Origin of the sequence: Streptomyces buecherae (assembly GCF_014295035.1) — a bacterium.
Taxonomy (GTDB): domain Bacteria; phylum Actinomycetota; class Actinomycetes; order Streptomycetales; family Streptomycetaceae; genus Streptomyces; species Streptomyces youssoufiensis.
The window spans coordinates 8,282,391-8,301,148 of the sequence record NZ_CP060404.1 but is presented as its reverse complement, the minus strand read 5'-3'; the positions used below and the strand labels follow the sequence as shown (position 1 = coordinate 8,301,148).

Genomic DNA, 18,758 nt, shown 5'->3' with positions numbered 1-18,758 from the left:
CCGGCGGCGTGGGGCGGGGGCGGTCACACGCGCAGCACCTGGGGCCCGAGCAGGGCGTAGCGGTGGGCCTCGGCCAGCGGCAGGCCGGTGTCGGTGATGATGACCTCGAACTCCTGGGCCTCGGCGAAGCGACAGAAGCTCACGGCGCCGAACTTGGTGTGCACGCCGGCGAAGATGCGGCGCCTGGCGACCCGCATCACCTGCGCCTTGACCTCGCTGACGGCCGGGTCGGGAGTGGTCAGGCCGTACTGCCGGGAGATGCCGTTGGCGCCGATGAACGCCAGGTCGATCACGAATCCCTGGAGCATGTGGGTGGCCCAGTGGCCCACGGAGGCCAGCGTGCTGCCCCGGACCCGGCCACCGAGTAAGAGCACGGTGATCCGGTCACTGACGGCGAGGCCGCTGGCGGTGGCGAGGGACGAGGTGATGACGGTCAACGGTCGTTCGCGGGGCAGCGCTTGGGCGATGAGTTGTGGCGTGAAGCCCTCGTCCACGTAGACGGTCTCCGCGTCGCCGACGAGTTCGCCGGCCGCGGCGGCGATCCGGGACTTCTCCGCGACGTGCATGGTGGTGCGGAAAGCGAGCGTCGTCTCGTACCCCGCGCTCTCCACGGGATAGGCCCCGCCGTGGGTACGCCGCAGCAGGCCCCGGTTCTCCATCGCGTGCAGGTCACGCCGAACGGTCTCCTTCGACACCCCGAGCTTCTCCGCCAACTCCGTCACGACGACGGAGCCGGTGTGGCGGGCCAGTTCGAGGACCGTGCGCCGGCGTTCCTCTGCGTCCACAGTGACTCCCCATCACGTACCGCACTGCCCGTTCGGGCACTTCCTGATCAGATTTCTACAAGGGGAGTTGTGCTGTGACCAGGCCAGGCACCAGATCTCTCCTGACCGTCTCTGCCCGCTTAATGTCCAGGCAACCCCCAGGTCAGCGACATCTTACGGAAGGGAAACACAGGTCACCGCTGCCCGCCTACGGGCAACAACCTGACCGGTTCCCGCCCGGTTGGTTTAAGTGGCGCCCTTGCCACCGCCCGCTACGGCGCTTCCACGCTCCGCCACGGAACGTGCGTACGCTCCGCCGCCGGGCACCGGGACGACGGCCGGAACGGATACGGTGCTGCCATGGCAAACAACGGGGCAGGAGCGGCGAACGAGTCGGGATACGCCCTGCTCATCGCGGCAGGACCGACGGGCAAGCAGCGGGCGATGGACACGGCCGCCGCACTGCCGTCGCTGGCGGCCGTCGCACCGTCGGTGCTACTGGGCACGGCGGGCGGCGCACAGGTGGTGCAACTCGTCGATCCCGACGAGCCGCACACCGTGCTGACCCACCTGCGCACGGCAGCCGCCCACCCGGGGCCCGTCCTGGTCTACCTCGTCGGCCAGTTGACGCTGGACACCAAGCAACACCTGCCACATCTGGCACTGGCGCGCACGACGCCGAAGACGGCTCGGTACACCGCGTTGCCCTGGCACTGGCTGCTCTCGGAGCTGGGCCACCGGCCCGCCGGCACCACCACCGTCTTCGCCGACCTGGCGGCCGACGAGACGGCCTGGCCCAAGCTCACCGCCGAGCAGCTGACGATCGGGCTCGCGCTGTACGGGTGCGTCGTTCCCCCGCCGCGCCGCCGCCAGCTCAACACCCCGCACTACACCCGGGCCCTGGCCGCGGCCCTCCGCTCGGTGGGCACCCGCCCACCGCTGCCGCAGTTGCACCAGCACGCCGTCGAGCAGTCGGGGCTCGACCAGGGGACCGCCCTGCTCGTGGCGTCCACGGGAGGCGCGCCCCACCCCGCCGGCGGGGGCGGCATGCTACCGCTCGGCGTGCCGCACACGCCCCCCACGGGCCCGGCCGACCCGGCCCTCGGACCGGCGCCGACGGGCGCGGCGAACGCCTGGGCGCCGCCGGCCTCACCGCCACCGGGGGCCGGTCTCCCGCTGGTCCCGGGCTTCGAGCCGGCGGTCGGGCCCACGAGCCCGCAACCCAACCCGACGCCCGACCAGCCTCAGTGGCCCCCCGTCGACGCGACGCCCACGCCGTCGGCGGGTCCGGACCCAGACCCGGGCCCGGACCCGGCGGTCACGGCATCGGAGCCCGCCCCGTCCGTGACACCGAGCACCACACCAGCCGCACCAGCCGCACCAGCCGCACCAGCTACAACCCCGCAGTCGAGCCCGCCCGTTGCGCCACCGGCGGCGTCCGCCGCTCCCCGCGCGCCGGAGGCAGGCGACGCGGCGGACGAGCCAACGGACGCGGCGGCCCGTCCGGCGGGCGAGGCGAGGCCGGTCGAGCCCGCTGGCGAGGGGCCGTCTCAGCGCGCGGCGGTGCCACCCCCGCCGCGGGCGTCGGCCGCTCACTCCGACAAGCCCTCGCTGTCGGCCTCCGGCACTCACTCCGGCGAACCGCATACGGCCTCGGCGGATGAGGCCGCGCCGACCCTGGACCGCCACTCCGGGCAGGGCGGGGAGGACGAGCCGGCTTCGGTCGCGGACCGCGCAGCCGTCGGGGACGCCGAGGCGGCCCCGCGACGGCCGTACGATCCCGGCCCGCCGCCCGCGTACGCGCCGGGGTACGGCGGCGGCGAGGTGGCCCACGATCCGCACGGCGCGATACTGGAGGCGGCGCACGCGGGGCGGCACAGCGAGGCCGCGGCGATGGCCGCGGCCTGGGAGCAGGAGGCGTTCCGTTCCGCGGGTCCCGACTCGCCGCAGGCGCTCCACTGGCTTGAGGTACGCGCCGACCTGGCCCGGCTCGCCGGAGACCCGGCCCGCGCCTGCGAGCTGTGGATGGCCGCCGCCACCACACGCCTGAGCGCGGGGCAGGCAGCGGACCAGCCCGACGTGGAGGGCGCGGTGGACCGGGCGCACCACCAGTGGCAGCACGTCAACGACCTGCTGCGAGCCCGCTCGTTGGCCACCGAACTGATGGCCCTGCGCACCCGCGTACCGGGGCGCAGACCCGGCGCGCTGCGGGCCATCCAGGCGAGGTTGGAGAGCTTGCGCAGCGTCCGCGCGAGCTGAGCTAAGCGGTGCGGTGCGGTGCGGTGCGGTCGGCGCCCTCGTACCGCAGGCAGCCGCCACGCGCCGCGCCTCCGGCCGGCCGCGCGGCGGCTGCGTACCGCCGAGCCCGGGGCGTGGCTGTTCCGGCCTCACCGCGCCTGTCGAACCGACCCGGCACGCTCGCTGGCGGTGGCATGGCCAGCGACCGCCAGCGGCGTCAACCCTGAGCCCGATCAAGCCTGAGGCCGGTCAAGCGTGAGGCCGTTGTCCGCATCGGCGTCGGCGCACGGAACGGTCGCGTTTTCCGGGTCCAGTGAACGAATGCGCGGTATCGGTGAGGACAGCAGCCAAAACAGCGACAACACTCCCCCAGCGGCGCCGACGAGCAGTGTCGCCCGCAGGCCCCATCCCGTGGCCAGCAATCCGCCGACGACGGCTCCGATGGGCCGCATGCCGTAGTTGACGGTGCTGAAGGCGCCCGCCACGCGACTGCGCATGGCATCGGGGATCACGCTGGTCTGCAGGGAGTTGAGATTCACGTCGAAGAGCATCACGCCGACCCCGGAGAGGAACTCCGCGGCGGCCAGCGCGCCCACTCGCGCCCACAGCGGTCCGCCCGCGCTGGCCGCGATGGCGATGGGCGCCGGAAAGAGCACGGCCCCGACGAGAATGCTGCGCCCGACGCCGATCCGCCGCGACACCCGTGGGGCGATGACGGCGCCCAGGAGGGCGCCGGTCGAGCCGATTCCCAGAACCAGTCCGATGGCCCCGGCGGACAGGTCCAGATCACGGTTGGCGAACAGCACCACCAGTCCGCTGCCCGCGACGAAGGTGAAGAAGTTGACCGTCGCCGCGCAGCCGAGCCCAGCGCGCAGCACCGGGTGCCGAGCGACGTAGGTCATCCCTTCCCGGGCACGTCGGAGCAGCGAAGGCCCCGTTCCCGCGTCCACGCCACCGGGCGACTCGTCGAGCGGTATGCGCCCTACCAGGAATGCCGATGCCAGATACGACAGGGCATCCACGATCACGGCGACGGGCGCGGTCAACGCCTGAATGAGGCCGCCGCCGGCTGCCGGTCCGACCACGTGCGACATCGACCGGCTGGCGCTGAGTTTGCTGTTCGCCTCCACGTAGGACGCACGGGGCACGAGCTGTGCGAAGAACGGTGGATAAGCGGTGTTGAACAACACCGCCGCGGTGCCGGTCAGCAGTGCGACGACATAGAGCTGGCCAAGGCTCACGGCATCGAGCAGGTAGGCCACGGGGAGGCTCAGCAACACCGCGCCGCGCACCAGGTCAGCCAGGACCATCAGGCGGCGCTTACGCACCCGACGGTCGACCCACGCCCCCAGGAGAATCGCCAACAGATTCGGTGTCCAGATGAGCGCGGTCAGCCACGCCACCTGGTTGGCCGAGGCGCTCAACGCGGTGACGGCGATCAGCGGCAGGGCCAGTTCGGATATGCGGTCACCGAACTCCGAAACGGACTGCCCGGCCCAGAACCGTCGGAACCGCCGATCACGCCACAGGGACACCGGGGCATCGATCTTCGCAGTGCTCATGGCGTCTCATCCGCCGACTCCTGGTCCCGTTCCGGCAGGACGTAGCGCATCAGTCGGACGCCGCGACTGCCGGTCGGCCGCTCGGCGGCATCGCGCGTCACGTACGGGGCCAGCACTCGCTCGATGCCGTCCTGAATCGCCGCGAGTTCCTCCGCCGAGACGACCACCCGGGTGTTGGCCAGACCAGCGGCCTGTTGCCAGGCCGGTTCGAGGTGGGGCTCGACCTCGGTCAACCACCTGCTCGGCAGATCCCCGTAGCGCGCGAACATCTCCCGGGACAGCGCCCGCGCGGCCGAGCCACCCTCCCCGTCCTTCGGCGTCTGGAACCGGAACCCACGCGCCGCCGCCTGCCATCGCCGCTGCCGACGGTCCGGCCCGGCTTCGGCATCCCGGACCAACCCGAAGCCCGCCAGGTGCCGTAGGTGCCAACTGGTCACCGACGGTGTGGCGCCCACGTGGGGCGCGAGTTGGGTGGCCGTGGCCGGGCCGTGCCGCTGGAGGCGGTCAAGGATGGCCAGCCGCACCGGGTGGGCCAGTGCCCGCATCGCCTGCGGGTCGGTGATCTCGATGTCACCCAGTCGATTCTCGGAATCCATAACGTGAGAGCTTCCTCTCAAATATTGTGAGAGTCAACTCTCAGATCTGGAGAAGGGGGCTCGCATGGCAGCGACGGCCTGTACGGACACACTCCGAGCTGCGACGCGTCACACGACCACCGCCACCCGCCCGCGCGTGCCGATTGGTGGGGTTGGTCGGGTTGGTCGGGTGCGAGGCGTACGCCTGGTTCGATGCGCGGACGCGCGGGGCCGGCCCCGAGGGCCGCGTTCGCGCCTCCCACCGAACCCGAGCGCCGGGCCGAGCGCCGGGCCAGGCACCGGCAGCGTTGGGGGCGCGGGTTGCTGGCGCCTGGCGGGCCCGCGATGCGGCTGGTTCCGGGGCGCCGCCGTGGGCTTCGGGCGTGGGCCGAGCGGCCCCAGGGCGCCGGGCGCGGTCCGGGGAACCCGTCGGCGCGCTACTCCCGGCAGGAGCAGATGGGCGCGGCGGAGCGCGCCGCACAGACGGGGCCGGCGGGACGGTCGGCACGAGAGGCATGGGCCGCGCCGAGCCTGGCCGCCGCTGCCGGTGGGCGCGGCGGCCGGCTCGTGTGGGGTGTGCTCGGGCCGCTCGTCAGCCGGCCGGCATGGCCACCGACGCCTCGTCGTCTCCGCGTATGAGTGCCGCGTACCGGCCCTGCTTGAGCATGAGTTCCTCGTGCGTGCCGCGCTCGACGATGTGGCCGTCGGCCAGGACGACGATCTGGTCGGCATCCCGCACGGTGGACAGCCGGTGGGCGATCGTGATCGTGGTGCGGTTGGCGGCGAGGGCGTCGATGGCGCGCTGTACGGCGTACTCGGTGCGGGTGTCGAGCGCGCTGGTGGCCTCGTCGAGAATGAGGACGGGCGGATCGCGCAGGATCGTCCGCGCTATCGCCAGCCGCTGCTTCTCGCCACCCGAGAACCGGTATCCCCGCTCGCCAACGAGCGTGTCGTAGCCGTCGGGCAGCGACGCGATGTGTTCGTGGATCTGTGCCGCCTCGGCCGCGGCCCGCAGTTCCTCGTCGGTCGCGTCGGGCTTGGCGAAGCGCAGGTTGTCCGCCACGGACGCGTGGAAGAGGTACGTCTCCTGGGAGACCACTCCGACGGCGTTGGCGAGCGTGTCGAAGCTGAGGTCGCGCACGTCCACGCCATCGATGAGCACGCGTCCGGCGGTCACGTCGTACAACCGGGGCACGAGGTAGCTCAGGGTGCTCTTTCCCGAGCCCGTGGGGCCGACGACGGCGAGGCTGCCGCCGGCGGGGACCGTCACGTCGATGCCCCGCAGGGCGGGTTCGGCCGCGTCGGGGTCGTAGGCGAAGCTGACGTCCTCGAAGCGAACGTCCCCGCGCACCGTGCCCAGGCGCACCGGCTGGTCCGGCTCGGCGATGCCCACCGGCAGGTCGAGGTACTCGAAGATGCGGTGGAAGAGCGCCAGCGAGGTCTGCATCTGCACTCCGGTGGAGAGCAGGCTCACCGTCGGCCGGAACAGGCCCTGTTGCAGCGAGACGAAGGCGACCAGGGTGCCGATGCTCACGCCGGAGCCGCCGCCTTGGAGCGCCATGCCGGCCGTCCAGTAGATGACCGCGGGCATGGCCGCCATAACGATGCCGATGGTCGCCATGCGCCAGCGGCCGGCCATGCTGGAGCGCACCTCCAGGTCCACCAACCGCTCGGACTCGCGGGTGAAATCGGCGGTGAGCGAGTCCGAGCGCCCCATGGTGCGGCCGAGCAGGATGCCGCTGACCGACAGCGACTCGGTGACGAGCGCGGCCATCGCCGCCATCTGCTTCTGCCGCTGCGAGGTGATCCGCTTGCGCTCCCTGCCGACCCGACGGCTGATCCAGACGAAGACCGGGAGCAGGCAGAGCGAGACCGCCGTCAGCCGCCAGTCCAGCGCCAGCATGGCCACGATGCTCGCTATCACGCTGGTCAGGTTCGAGACCAGGGACGTGGCCGTGGACGTCACGGTGGCCTGCATGCCGCCGATGTCGTTGGCGATGCGCGACTGCACCTCGCCGGTGCGGGTGCGCGTGAAGAACGCCAACGACATGCGCTGGAGGCGGTCGTAGACGGCGGTGCGCAGATCGTGCATGACCCGCTGGCCGACAGTGGTGGAGATCAGGGTCTGTAGGACACCGAAGATGCTGTTGACCACGGCCGCGACGATCATGCCGCAGACCAGCAGCGTCAGCAGCCCCGTCCGACCCTGGGGAATGGCGGTGTCGAGCACTTCGCGCAGCATGAACGGCGAGGCCACCGTGACCAGCGAGGAAGCGGCCACCAGCAGCCCGACCAGGGCGAGTCGGCCTCGGTAGGGGCGGAAGAGGCGCAGAATGCGTCGTACTTGGGCTGGTTCATCCCGGTCGGCAGCGGGTGGCTCCCACCGTGGTTCGTGATCGCGCATGGACTCCTTCCGGGATACGCGGGGATCTGCGGGCCGGCTGGCGGCGGCCTTGCCGAGCATAGCTCACTGTTACCTAAGCTCACAATGTACTCAGTCCTGCTAGGCTCCCCACATGCCCGCCTCCGACGCCTCCGGTCAGCTCGCCGAGCAGTTGCTGCGCCTCACCCGTAGGCTGCACCGCGCGCACAAGCGCTATCTGGAGCCCCTCGGCATCACCCCGGCCCAGGCCCGGCTGCTGCGCACCGTGGCGCTGTACGACGCCGAGCCTCCGCGCATGGCCGACCTGGCCGCCCGGCTTGAGGTGGTGCCCCGCGCGGTGACGACGCTGGTGGACGCGTTGGAGGCGAACGGCGTGGTGCGCCGCGTCCCCGACCCGTCGAACCGGCGCGTGATACGCATCGAGCTGACGGACGCCGGCCGGGCCACGCTCCGCGCGCTGCGCCAGGCTCGCCGCTCCGCGGCCGAGGACATCCTGGAGCCGCTGGACGCGCGGGAGCGAGAGCTGCTGGGCAGCCTCCTCAACACCCTCGCGGGCAGCCCGCGCGACTGCGTCGACGGTCGCTGACCCGGGCTCGACGCGCCGACCGGGGCAGTGCGCCCACGCCTGTTCCCGAGGTCACGTGCACGGACGACCTGCCCAAGCCGCCCGACCGCACGACCCCTGTGCCATCCCCTGCTGTCCTTCCAGCCAAGAAAGCCTCGTTCCGCTTCTTGTGCCACGTGCCTCACGCCCGCCAAGGTCTGACGCGATGTAGCACGCCACGCGCCATCAGCTTTCCAGGAGGCTCGGTGAACGAGGCAACACCGCACGACCAGAACACGTCCAGCGGCCCGCGGGGGGACGAATCCCCCGCCCCCAGCCGTCGCTCCGTGCTGTGGACCGCCGGAGCGGCCGGGCTCGGCATCGGCGCACTCGGGGGCCAGCAGGCAGCGGCTGCCGACGCGCGAGCGACGGGGGCGACGGAGACCACCGGGGCGGCGCCCACTTCGCGTCGTGCCGCGACCATGATCGGGGTGCCGTTCGAGGGGCGCGGCACCGTACGGGTGGGCATCGTCGGCCTCGGCCAGCGCGGTGGCAGCATGATCGACTTGTTTCTCGCACTGCCGGGCGTCCGTGTCGTCGCGCTGTGCGACGTGGTGCGCGCGAAGGCCGAGCGGGCCGCCCGCAAGGTCACGGCGGCGGGGCAGCCGGCACCGGCTCTCTACACCAAGGACGACCAGGACTTCGAGCGGCTGTGTCAACGTTCCGACCTCGACTTCGTCTACGTCGCCACGCCCTGGGACACCCACTTCGCCATGGCCAGGGCGGCCATGCTCCAGGGCAAGCACGTCGGCGTGGAATGCCCCGCGGCCATGGAGCTCAGCCAGCTGTGGGAGCTGGTGGACGTCTCCGAGCGCACGCGCCGGCACTGCGTGCAGTTGGAGAACTGCGCGTACGGCAGGAACGAGATGCGGGTGCTGCGCATGGCGCACGCGGGCCTCTTCGGTGAACTGCTGCACGGCGCCGGCGCGTACATCCACGACCTACGGGCGCTGATGTTCTCGCCCACCTACTACGAGGGGCCGTGGCGTCGGCGGTGGCACACCAGGCTCCGTGGCGACCTCTACCCGAACCACGGGTTCGCCCCGGTCGCCAACTACATGGACGTCAATCGGGGCGACCGAGCCGTGCGGATCACGACGTTCGGCTCACCCTCCCTCGGCCTCGCCGCCTACCGCGAGGAACACATGCCGCCGGGCGACCCGAGTTGGAAGGAGTCGTACATCGAGAGCGACATGTCGATCAGCCTCGTGCAAACGGCCAAGGGGCGCGTCATCCGGCTGGAGCACAACGTCTCCAACCCCCACCCCTACAGCCGGCTCAACATCCTCGGCGGCACCAAGGGCGTCTTCGAGGACTATCCACCACGCGTCTATCTCGAACCGGACAGGAACGACCACCAGTGGGGCGACTTCGCGGACTACGCGGACTGGGACCACTGGCTCTGGAAGGAGCACGCCAACCCGCCGGGCGGGCACGGCGGCATGGACTACATCATGCTGTTCCGCCTGATGCAGTGCATGCGCCTGGGTCTCGTCCCCGACTTCGACGTCTACGACGCGGCCACCTGGACCGCGCCTCTCCCCCTGAGTCACGCGTCCATCAAGGCCAACGGCGCGCCCCAGGAGATACCCGACTTCACCCGCGGGCTGTGGAAGAAGCCCCGTTCCGGTATCGACTCGCCCAAGCCCGCCGGCGACTGATCCGCGGCGCACGGCCCGTCCCCACCTGGCGGGCCGTGCCCGATCGCCTCAGGCGGCCAGTTCCCGTTCGTCCCCCATCACCACGACGGGGTGTCGCGCCGGGTCGAGCGTTTTCAGCAGGTACGCCATCCCCGCCTTGGGCAGGCTCACGCATCCCGACGTGCCGCTCCCGTGGTCGAGGTGCAGCCAGATGCTGCCGCCCTTGCGGGTGCCCTGGGGGCGGGTCGGGTCGAGGGGCGTCGTGCCCTTGACGCGGTTGTAGTCGATCGCTATCACGTAGTCGAAGTCGTGCCAGTGCGTCCTGGGCCAGTAGTGCGGCGCGGCGAAGGCGGCGGTGTGGTGGTACGGCAGCTTCGCGCCGGGGTCGGCCAGCACTCCGCCCGCGTCGCTGAGCGTGAAGACGCCGACCGGGCTGCGCTTGTCGTTCTCGCGGTGGTTGGTCGTCCAGCCCCGCCTCCCGTTGTGCGCCGACCACGAACGGTCCCGCTGCCAGGCATCGCCGTCCTTGGTGTACAGCACGACGGTGGCGTCAGCCGAGTTCCTGCCCTCGCCGTAGACGGCCACCACCTGGCGGGCCGAGCGGGGTATGCGCGCCGCCCACTTCTCCCCCACGTCCGGGATGCGCCGCTTGTCAGTGGTACGTGACCCGTTGGACGCCGCCGAATCGCTCCCGTCGCTCCCGGTCCCTCGCTCGCCGCCCTCGCAGCCCACCAGAAGGCCGGCGGCCAGCACGACCGCTGCCACCCCCCGCAGCACGCCCGACATCCGCATGCGGTCCATGGTCGCACCCCCTCCCGCGGCCTCGTAAGGCGCCGAGGAAGCCGACGGCCCGGTGGTCCGCCGCGCGGGCGCCAGGACCCACGGGGCGGACCGCTCGCGGTCCGGTACCCGATCGACGCCCCACCCGCCGTGTCGCCCTGGGCGGAGGCCCCGCGAGCGGCGCGACTACAGGAAGCCGAGGGCTCCGAGGCCGCCCGCGCCGCCCAGCAGCATGAAGGCGGGCATCAGCACCTTGAGCTCCACCCAGCTCCCGGCCCGGAACCGCATGATCCTCGGCGGACCGATCGGGTACCAGCGCTTGCGGCCTATCGGTATGGGCCACAGGATCGGGCAGCCAGAGACCGTCAGGGCGTCGCCGATGTCGTGCACCAACGCGCCGAGCACGATCGGCAGCCCCAGCCACAGGTACTCCTGACCGTCCCCGGTGAACAGCCAGTCCGATCCGTTGCCCGGCTTGTTGAGTATCTCGGCGAGAATCCAGGCGCTGGTCGCGCCCAGGAGCCACACCAGCACGTCGCTTGAGACCCGGGCCATCCGCCACAACAGTCCTTCGACCGCGAGCACCATGTGCACGAAGAGCAGACCCAGGACGGCCCAACGGCCACCGTTGACGGCGAGCACCGAGGCGCCGGCGCCGATCAGCACGGCCCAGACCCACGTATGGGTGAGCGTCCGGTGCCCACCCGCGCGCCGCGGGTCGCCCGTCTTCCTGGTGGCCTGGTAGACGGCGTGGGAGAGGCTGTCGATCACCCCGCACAGGGCGCGCGAGAGGGGACCGAAGGCGCGGGATATCGTCGCCGACTTGTGGTCGAGGTCCGGGGCGAGCGCGGCTCCGGCGCAGATCAGCGCGCCGACGACGAGCACCGGCCAGGGCATGGGGTGCCCGGCGGCCGCGGCCGCCGCCCCCACCCCCAGCCAGGCTGCCGCTCCGGACAGCGAATGCGCCGGTCCCATCATCGTCGTTCCCCGCCCCTGCTCGTGCCCGCTCCCCGGCGGGTGGTGTTCTCATCGGCCCGGCACAGCCTATCCACGAATGATCTTCGTTAACGCAGTCGGTTCCCGCCCGGGGCCCGAGAGCAGGCAGTATGGGGGCGTGACTCTTATCGATCAGATGCCGAGCGACGCCGACCCCGATGCCCTCTTCGAGACGTTCTCGTCCTGGGTGGAGGAGCGTGGTATCTCGCTCTATCCGGCCCAGGAAGAGGCACTGATCGAGGTGGTCTCCGGCGCGAACGTCATCCTGTCCACCCCCACCGGCTCGGGCAAGAGCCTGGTGGCCGCCGGGGCGCACTTCTCGGCGCTGGCGCGCGATGAGGTCACCTTCTACACCGCTCCGATCAAGGCGCTGGTGTCGGAGAAGTTCTTCGAGCTGTGCAAGCTCTTCGGGACCGAGAACGTCGGCATGCTCACCGGCGACGCGTCCGTCAACGCCGACGCGCCGATCATCTGCTGCACCGCCGAGGTGCTGGCCTCCATCGCCCTGCGGGACGGCAAGGACGCCGACGTCGGGCAGGTGGTGATGGACGAGTTCCACTTCTACGCCGAGCCGGACCGGGGCTGGGCCTGGCAGATCCCGATCCTTGAGCTGCCCCAGGCGCAGTTCATCCTCATGTCTGCCACGCTGGGCGACGTCTCCCGGTTCGAAGAGGATCTGACCCGCCGCACCGGGCGGCCGACCGCCGTGGTGCGCTCGGCCACCCGACCGGTCCCGCTCAGCTACGAGTACCGGACGACGCCGTTGACCGAGACGCTCACGGAACTGCTGGAGACGCGCCAGGCGCCCGTCTACATCGTGCACTTCACGCAGGCGGCGGCGGTGGAGCGGGCGCAGGCGCTGATGAGCATCAACATGTGCTCGCGCGCCGAGAAGGACGAGATCGCCGCGCTGATCGGGAACTTCCGGTTCACCACCAAGTTCGGCCGCAACCTCTCGCGCTACGTACGCCACGGGATCGGCGTGCACCACGCGGGGATGCTGCCCAAGTACCGGCGGCTGGTGGAACGACTCGCGCAGGCCGGGTTGCTCAAGGTCATCTGCGGTACGGACACGCTCGGCGTCGGCGTCAACGTGCCCATCAGGACCGTGCTGTTCACGGCGCTCACCAAGTACGACGGGCAGCGGGTGCGCACGCTGCGGGCCCGCGAGTTCCACCAGATCGCCGGCCGGGCCGGGCGGGCCGGCTTCGACACCGCCGGGTTCGTGGTGGCGCAGGCTCCCGAGCACGTGGTGGAGAACGAGAAGGCGCTGGCGAAGGCGGGCGACGACCCGAAGAAGCGCCGCAAGGTGGTGCGTAAGAAGGCGCCCGAGGGGTTCGTCAACTGGGGGCAGAACACCTTCGAGAAGCTCATCGCCTCCGAGCCGGAGCCGCTCACCTCCCGGTTCCGGGTCACCCACACCATGCTGCTGGCGATCATCGCGCGTCCGGGCAACGCGTTCGAGGCGATGCGGCGGCTGCTCGAGGACAACCACGAGCCGCGCAAGAACCAGTTGCGGCACATCCGCCGCGCTCTCGCCATCTACCGCTCCCTGCTGGACGGTGGCGTGGTCGAGCAGTTGCCCGAGCCGGACTCCGAGGGCCGCGTGGTGCGGCTCACCGTCGACCTGCAGGCGGACTTCGCGCTCAACCAGCCGCTGTCCACGTTCGCCCTGGCCTCCTTCGAGCTGCTGGACCCCGAGTCCCCCTCGTACGCGCTGGACATGGTCTCCGTGGTGGAGTCGACGCTCGACGACCCGCGGCAGATCCTGGCGGCGCAGCAGAACAAGGCCAGGGGCGAGGCCGTCTCGCAGATGAAGGCGGACGGCATCGAGTACGAGGAGCGGATGGAACTGCTCCAGGACGTCACCTACCCGCGCCCGCTGGACGAACTGCTGTCGCACGCCTACGACCTGTACCGCAAGAGCCACCCGTGGGTGGGTGACCACCCGCTGTCGCCCAAGTCGGTGATCCGCGACATGTACGAGCGGGCGATGACGTTCACCGAGTTCACGTCGTACTACGACCTGGCACGCACCGAGGGCATCGTGCTGCGCTACCTGGCCAGCGCGTACAAGGCGCTGGACCACACCGTCCCGGACGATCTGAAGTCGGACGACTTCGAGGACCTCATCGCCTGGCTCGGCGAGATGGTGCGACAGGTCGACTCCAGCCTGCTGGACGAGTGGGAACAGCTCGCCAACCCGGAGGTGGAGTCGGCGGAGGAGGCACAGGAGCGGGCGGAGCAGGTCAGGCCCGTCACCGCGAACTCCCGCGCCTTCCGGGTGTTGGTGCGCAACGCCCTGTTCCGCCGCGTGGAGCTGGCCGCGTTGGACAAGGTCGAGGAGTTGGGCGAGCTCGACGGGGAGTCGGGCTGGGACGCGGAAGCCTGGGGCCGGGCCCTCGACGCGTACTGGGACGAGTACGAGGAGATCGGCACCGGGCCCGACGCGCGCGGGCCGAAGTTGCTGAGCATCGAGGAGCAGCCGGAGCACGGGTTGTGGCGGGTGCGGCAGACCTTCGCCGACCCCGGTGGCGACCACGACTGGGGCATCTCCGCCGAGGTGGACCTGGCGGCGTCCGACGAGGAGGGCCGCGCCGTGATCCGCGTGACCGACGTGGGGGCGCTGTAGCCTCCCAGACGCCGCCCGCGCCAGGTCGTGGCCGGGCGGCGTCTCGCGGCATGCCAGCAAAGGAGCACCACCGATGCCCAACCCCGCCGAGCGGCTGGTCGACCTACTCGATCTGGAGCGGATCGAGACCAACATCTTCCGGGGACGCAGCCCCGACGAGTCGCTGCAGCGGGTGTTCGGCGGGCAGGTCGCCGGCCAGGCCCTGGTGGCGGCGGGGCGGACCACGGACGGCAAGCGCCCGGTGCACTCGCTGCACGCGTACTTCCTGCGGCCCGGCACGCCCGGGGTGCCCATCGTGTACCAGGTGGAGCGCGTACGCGACGGTCGGTCCTTCACGACGCGTCGGGTAGTAGCCGTCCAGCAGGGGCGGACGATCTTCAACTTGACGGCCTCCTTCCATCAGCCGGAGCCGGGGTTCGAACATCAGGTGCCGATGCCGGACGTGCCCGAGCCGGAGTCGCTGCCCAGGCTCGGTGACGCCATCCGCGAGCGCCTGGGTGAGCTGCCCGAAGCGCTACGGCGCATGGAACAGCGGCAGGCGTTCGACATCCGCTATGTCGAGCCGCTGCGCTGGACCGCCGAGGAGCTTGCCGGTGCGGAGCCGCGCAGCGGGGTGTGGATGCGGGCGATGGGGCCGCTGGGGGACGACCCGCTGGTGCACACCTGCGCCCTCACGTATGCGAGCGACATGACGCTGCTGGACGCGGTGCGCATTCCCGTGGAGCCGCTGTGGGGACCGCGGGGTTTCGACATGGCGTCGCTGGATCACGCGATGTGGTTCCACCAGCCCTTCCGCGCGGACGAGTGGTTCCTGTACCAGCAGGAGTCGCCCATCGCGACGGGTGGGCGTGGCCTGGCCCGCGGTCAGATCTTCCATCGCGGCGGCGCGCTGTTGGTGTCGGTCATGCAGGAGGGACTCTTCCGCCCGCACCGCCGGTCGGCCTCCGAGAGCTGAGGTCAGCGCCCCCGGGGCGTCGCCGGGCCGCAACCGGGCCACGGGGGCCGGGCGTCCGCTCCCGGGTGCCGACGGCCGCGCGCGCCGCCGGCGACGTCACCCGCCGAGGGCTCTCGGCCTCCCGGGCACGTCGGGCCGCAGCCGCGCGCGCCAGGAACTCCCACGCCGTCCCCGGCCGCGCCGGGGGCGGCCCCGCGGGCGTCGCGGGGCCCGACGGGGCGGCTCGGCAGACATCGCTGCGACGGTCCCCGCTGGCCCGCATGCTCGCCAGGGCCGGGCGCGCCGCGGACAGCGCTCGCCTCTCCGACGCCGAGGCCAGGACCGCTGCCTCGCCGGTCGCGGGTAGCGCTGCCGGCGAGGTCGGGCGAGCGTCCTCCAGCGCCGTGGCCAGGCCGATCTGATGCCAGATCACCTCTTCGCGGTCGTCCGCCGTCACCACCTCGTCCACCACCGCGCACACCGCCGGAGCCACCGCACGCACCGGGCTCAGCGGAGGGTCGAGCTCCCGCAGACACGCCCGCTCGGTGGGGTCGGGCACCACCTCGGCCAGCGCGTCGGTACTCAGCACGGCGGCCGAGACGGCGGCCCGGCTCCACGGGTCGGAGCTGTGCGCGAGGAGTTGCCTCACCCGCCGCGCGCGCCAGTTCCGCCCGCGCCAGTCGGCCTCCGTCCGCATCATGGCCCGCAGTCGCTCGGGGACGCGTGTCGCGCTCAACTCGGGCTCACCCGACGCGAACTCGGCCAGCTCCGCCGCCAGGTAGAGCCAGACGACGGCCCGATAGCGGTTGACGTAGAAACGGGCGGGGCTGACACATCCGCCGCGCGCCAGCCGGGTGAACCGGCCTGGGCTGATACCCAGCAGCTCGGCCGCCCGCGCCGTGCCGACCAGTCGCAGTCGCCCGCGCAGCGCCCGCAGCGCGCAGGGGTCTGCCGCGAGTCTTTCGACCTCCGAGCGGATCACGCGCCGTTGCCACGAGGCGCCCGGCACGGCCGGGGCGCGCTGATCGCGGCTGACAGCGGGCCGCCCCCAGGGCGCCAACTCCCCGAGGCCCACCGAGCGCATGACACCGAGCTGGACGGCCAACTCAAGCTCGCGCCGCGGGCAGCGCAGCTCTCTGGCCGCGCTGCCCAGCGACACGGTCGCCCTCACCGTCGTGCGTGTCTCCCATGCCCGTGCGGTCATGATGCCTCTCCCCCATCGATCGATCACTGACAGTGACGACCATAGCGCTGGAGGGGCCGCGCGCGGCGGGCCTGTGGATAACCCCCGTGAGATCGGCGGCGGGGAGGTCAGGCGCCGCCCGGGGCGCCGCTTTGCTGGCGTACCTCGACGCCGAGATGCTCACCCACACGATTGACGAGAAGGGCCATCTCGTAGGCGATCTGCCCCACGTCGGCCTCTTCGTGGCTGAGCACGCACAGACAACTGCCGTCGCCGGCCGCCGTCACGAACAGCACGCCCTCCTCGAATTCGACCATGACCTGACGGACGTGACCTGTCCGAAAATGATGGCCAGAGCCCTTGGCGAGACTGTGCAGACCCGATGCCACGGCGGCCAGGTGCTCAGCGTCCTCCCGGATGAGCGACGCGCTCGCACCGGTCACCAGACCGTCGTTGGACAGTACCAAGGCGTGCCGGATGTGCTCGATCCGCGTGGTCAGGTCGTCCAGCAGCCAGTCGAGCCCCTTGGTCAGTGCCATGCCCTCGCCTCCCCGTACGGCATTCCCCGTAACTGCCGTGCCAGCCTTGCTCACCGCCGCCATCTCGGCAACCCGGCCTTGGCTTTAGACCGCCCCTGTCCCCGCTCTGACACACAATGAAGACGCGGTTGAGCAGATGGCGACGGATCAGTGGCACGCCTCCCTCATCGTCAGGCACGCGCACCGGCCCGCGCCGCGGCGCTCGGCGACGAAGACGCGCTCGTGAGGCCCCGTAGGTGACCTGCCGTCAGAACAGGGATCAGGGTGTTCGGGCGACCGGTCGTTCAGAGCGGGACGAGCATCTGCCTCGCCACGGCCGCCACCGCCCATCACTCCGCCCGCGAGGCGCCGCCTTCGCGTCGCGTGGGGTATCACGCTGGGTGAGAGGCACGGCCGACTGCGTCCGCCAGGCGGCAACGCCGCGAGCGGCTGGAGCGAAGGGCTGGACGGCAGCGCCGTAGGAGAAACTCTCACCCTACAGTTGAGAGTGAGAGGTGACGTCGCCGATGCCGGCTCTCGCGCCACGCGCGAAGCGGTGCGGATCGGGTGGCACGCGCGACCGGGCGCGGCGGCGTCGACCTGCCGCTGACGTACGGGCTCGGGCCCGGCCACGATGGTGGGGCCGCTCTAGTCGCGCTGCGGGTCCGCACTGGGTGGGGGCGTCGCGTGGCCCACCGGGCAGCCGGGGGTGAGGGTGGGGCGCGCGGTGCGGGAGCGTGGCGTGCGGGTGCCGGGACCAGTGGGGAAGGTGCCGAGTGCGGCCAGTACGTAGCCGAGTGGGTAGCCCTTGACCTGGGGGTTCTGCCGGGCGTAGTGCGGTTCGCGGCGCGGCGGCAGGAGCCGGACCGCTCTGCCGCGCAGCCGCAGGGCGCCCCGCACGGTCGCGGTGGCCAGCGGCTTGGGGTCCGGATAGCGGAAGGCGCGTCGCAGCGGCGCGTCGAGCAGGGCCAGGCTCGCCGCCCTCGCGAGGGGCGCGAGTGGCCGCGGATACCAGGAGGCCATGAGTTCGCGGGTGGCGTCGGCCACGCTTCTGCCGCCTTCGTCCCAGCCGAAGTGAGCCGCCTCGTACTGGTCGAGACAGCGCTCGAATTCCCCGTACGTGGCGGGAATTCCCGTGATGCCCATGTGGCGGCCGAGGGTGCGGTAATACCGCGCTGACGCCTGTTTCTCGTGTTCGCACAGGCGCCGCCAGCCGTACGCGTCCAGCCAGCGTTTGGGTACGACGACAAAGGTGCTGAGCACGTAACGCATGTCGTCGTTGGTGATGTCGTACGAGCCGTGCATCTGGTTCATGCGCCTGATGGCCGTGCGCCCCCGGGCGTCGGCGAATCCGTGTTCCAGCACCGCGTCGAGCAGCAGCGCCGTGTCGTCGTAGCGCTTCTGGGTGTGCTCGGTGAATTCCCCGGTCCGCGCCAGCAGGCCACCGACGCTCGGCACCGCATAGGTACGGAAAAGGGCCAGTTCGAGCGCCCTGGTGAAGTCCCAGGGAAACTCGTGTGTCGCGGTGATGCGGTAGATGCGGAGGAAGTCCCGCTCCGGATCGAGGCGCTGGATCTCTCGTAGCCAGTCGTACCGCCGCATGTCGCCGGCTTCCCTTCGCTGATCCACAGGGGTGCTGTCCGGGCTGCCCGGGCTTCAACTGTAGGGGCGCTGGGAGGAATACGGCAGAGCCGTACGGCCGAGGAGCGTGGGTGATCGGAATTGTTCCGTCGATCGCGCCGAAGGTTCGTTTCGTGGCGGAGAGTGGCATAGCTGAGCGCGGTGAGCCGGGCGCCTCGCCATGCGGGCGGATCGGCGGTACGCGCGGTGCCCATGCGGCGGACGGGGCGGAATCGCCGGTGGGCGGAGAGGTCCACGCGGGCGGTGTGGAGGGGCGCCCTCCGCGATGGGAGCGCTCTCCGGTGGCCGGTAGGTGAGCCGGGCCGCGA

General features: G+C 71.5%; 14 protein-coding genes. 5 read left to right on the top strand and 9 right to left on the bottom strand.

Annotated features, from left to right (window positions below; translation table 11 throughout):
- Positions 1-23 precede the first annotated feature (23 nt).
- Positions 24-785, bottom strand: a complete 762-nt coding sequence (locus H7H31_RS32910) for a DeoR/GlpR family DNA-binding transcription regulator (RefSeq protein ID WP_176160066.1) — start codon at positions 783-785, stop codon at positions 24-26.
- Positions 786-1,124: 339 nt separating this feature from the next.
- On the opposite strand from H7H31_RS32910, the gene H7H31_RS32905 reads away from it, so the two are divergent.
- Positions 1,125-3,023, top strand: a complete 1,899-nt coding sequence (locus H7H31_RS32905) for a hypothetical protein (RefSeq protein ID WP_187064759.1) — start codon at positions 1,125-1,127, stop codon at positions 3,021-3,023.
- Between the two features lie 212 nt (positions 3,024-3,235).
- Here the strand turns inward: H7H31_RS32905 and H7H31_RS32900 are convergent, their stop codons facing one another.
- The 3 genes from H7H31_RS32900 to H7H31_RS32890 all read right to left on the bottom strand — a co-directional run bounded on the left by H7H31_RS32900 (position 3,236) and on the right by H7H31_RS32890 (position 7,543).
- A complete protein-coding gene (locus tag H7H31_RS32900; protein ID WP_187064757.1) occupies positions 3,236-4,564 on the bottom strand; it encodes an MFS transporter in 1,329 nt (442 codons plus the stop codon).
- Entirely contained in the window at positions 4,561-5,160 is a 600-nt protein-coding gene (locus tag H7H31_RS32895) for an ArsR/SmtB family transcription factor (RefSeq protein WP_187064755.1), read from the bottom strand. Before H7H31_RS32895 ends, H7H31_RS32900 begins: the two co-directional genes overlap by 4 nt.
- A gap of 571 nt (positions 5,161-5,731) precedes the next feature.
- On the bottom strand, positions 5,732-7,543 hold the full coding sequence (locus tag H7H31_RS32890) for an ABC transporter ATP-binding protein (RefSeq protein WP_187064754.1): 1,812 nt from the start codon (positions 7,541-7,543) through the stop codon (positions 5,732-5,734).
- Positions 7,544-7,655: 112 nt separating this feature from the next.
- Here H7H31_RS32890 and H7H31_RS32885 point away from each other — a divergent pair, with 112 nt between their 5' ends.
- A complete protein-coding gene (locus tag H7H31_RS32885; protein ID WP_187064753.1) occupies positions 7,656-8,108 on the top strand; it encodes a MarR family winged helix-turn-helix transcriptional regulator in 453 nt (150 codons plus the stop codon).
- A 305-nt stretch (positions 8,109-8,413) separates the two neighbouring features.
- Positions 8,414-9,787, top strand: a complete 1,374-nt coding sequence (locus tag H7H31_RS32880; protein WP_232110403.1) for a Gfo/Idh/MocA family protein — start codon at positions 8,414-8,416, stop codon at positions 9,785-9,787.
- Between the two features lie 48 nt (positions 9,788-9,835).
- On the opposite strand, the gene H7H31_RS32875 is transcribed toward H7H31_RS32880, so the two are convergent.
- Both H7H31_RS32875 and H7H31_RS32870 read right to left on the bottom strand, forming a co-directional pair.
- Positions 9,836-10,558, bottom strand: coding sequence for a L,D-transpeptidase family protein (locus H7H31_RS32875; protein ID WP_187064751.1), 723 nt, complete (start codon positions 10,556-10,558; stop codon positions 9,836-9,838).
- A gap of 174 nt (positions 10,559-10,732) precedes the next feature.
- Positions 10,733-11,524 carry a metal-dependent hydrolase gene (locus H7H31_RS32870; RefSeq protein WP_187064750.1) on the bottom strand — a complete coding sequence of 264 codons (792 nt, stop codon included), beginning with the start codon at positions 11,522-11,524 and terminating at the stop codon, positions 10,733-10,735.
- 136 nt (positions 11,525-11,660) lie between these two features.
- On the opposite strand from H7H31_RS32870, the gene H7H31_RS32865 reads away from it, so the two are divergent.
- Together H7H31_RS32865 and H7H31_RS32860 are read left to right on the top strand one after the other, a co-directional pair.
- Complete coding sequence (locus tag H7H31_RS32865; protein ID WP_187064749.1) at positions 11,661-14,174, top strand: DEAD/DEAH box helicase; 2,514 nt, start codon at positions 11,661-11,663, stop codon at positions 14,172-14,174.
- A gap of 73 nt (positions 14,175-14,247) precedes the next feature.
- Positions 14,248-15,129: an acyl-CoA thioesterase gene (locus H7H31_RS32860; RefSeq protein ID WP_187064748.1), complete on the top strand. Its 882-nt coding sequence runs from the start codon at positions 14,248-14,250 to the stop codon at positions 15,127-15,129.
- On the opposite strand, the gene H7H31_RS32855 is transcribed toward H7H31_RS32860, so the two are convergent.
- The 3 genes from H7H31_RS32855 to H7H31_RS32845 form a co-directional block, all read right to left on the bottom strand.
- Complete coding sequence (locus H7H31_RS32855) at positions 15,077-16,312, bottom strand: DUF6397 family protein (protein ID WP_187064747.1); 1,236 nt, start codon at positions 16,310-16,312, stop codon at positions 15,077-15,079. The genes H7H31_RS32860 and H7H31_RS32855 overlap by 53 nt on opposite strands.
- 107 nt (positions 16,313-16,419) lie before the next feature.
- Positions 16,420-16,830 (bottom strand): roadblock/LC7 domain-containing protein, encoded by a 411-nt coding sequence (locus tag H7H31_RS32850; RefSeq protein ID WP_176160077.1) that lies wholly within the window; start codon positions 16,828-16,830, stop codon positions 16,420-16,422.
- A 627-nt stretch (positions 16,831-17,457) separates the two neighbouring features.
- On the bottom strand, positions 17,458-18,411 hold the full coding sequence (locus H7H31_RS32845) for an oxygenase MpaB family protein (RefSeq protein ID WP_187064746.1): 954 nt from the start codon (positions 18,409-18,411) through the stop codon (positions 17,458-17,460).
- Between the last annotated feature and the right edge of the window lie 347 nt (positions 18,412-18,758).

Bases quoted from the DNA above. Each gene is read 5' to 3' on its own strand.
- H7H31_RS32895 (WP_187064755.1), bottom strand. From the start codon at position 5,160: ATGGATTCCGAGAATCGACTGGGTGACATCGAGATCACCGACCCGCAG.
- H7H31_RS32870 (WP_187064750.1), bottom strand. From the start codon at position 11,524: ATGATGGGACCGGCGCATTCGCTGTCCGGAGCGGCAGCCTGGCTGGGG.
- H7H31_RS32885 (WP_187064753.1), top strand. From the start codon at position 7,656: ATGCCCGCCTCCGACGCCTCCGGTCAGCTCGCCGAGCAGTTGCTGCGC.
- H7H31_RS32855 (WP_187064747.1), bottom strand. From the start codon at position 16,312: ATGACCGCACGGGCATGGGAGACACGCACGACGGTGAGGGCGACCGTG.
- H7H31_RS32900 (WP_187064757.1), bottom strand. From the start codon at position 4,564: ATGAGCACTGCGAAGATCGATGCCCCGGTGTCCCTGTGGCGTGATCGG.
- H7H31_RS32845 (WP_187064746.1), bottom strand. From the start codon at position 18,411: ATGCGGCGGTACGACTGGCTACGAGAGATCCAGCGCCTCGATCCGGAG.
- H7H31_RS32860 (WP_187064748.1), top strand. From the start codon at position 14,248: ATGCCCAACCCCGCCGAGCGGCTGGTCGACCTACTCGATCTGGAGCGG.
- H7H31_RS32905 (WP_187064759.1), top strand. From the start codon at position 1,125: ATGGCAAACAACGGGGCAGGAGCGGCGAACGAGTCGGGATACGCCCTG.
- H7H31_RS32850 (WP_176160077.1), bottom strand. From the start codon at position 16,830: ATGGCACTGACCAAGGGGCTCGACTGGCTGCTGGACGACCTGACCACG.
- H7H31_RS32875 (WP_187064751.1), bottom strand. From the start codon at position 10,558: ATGCGGATGTCGGGCGTGCTGCGGGGGGTGGCAGCGGTCGTGCTGGCC.
- H7H31_RS32890 (WP_187064754.1), bottom strand. From the start codon at position 7,543: ATGCGCGATCACGAACCACGGTGGGAGCCACCCGCTGCCGACCGGGAT.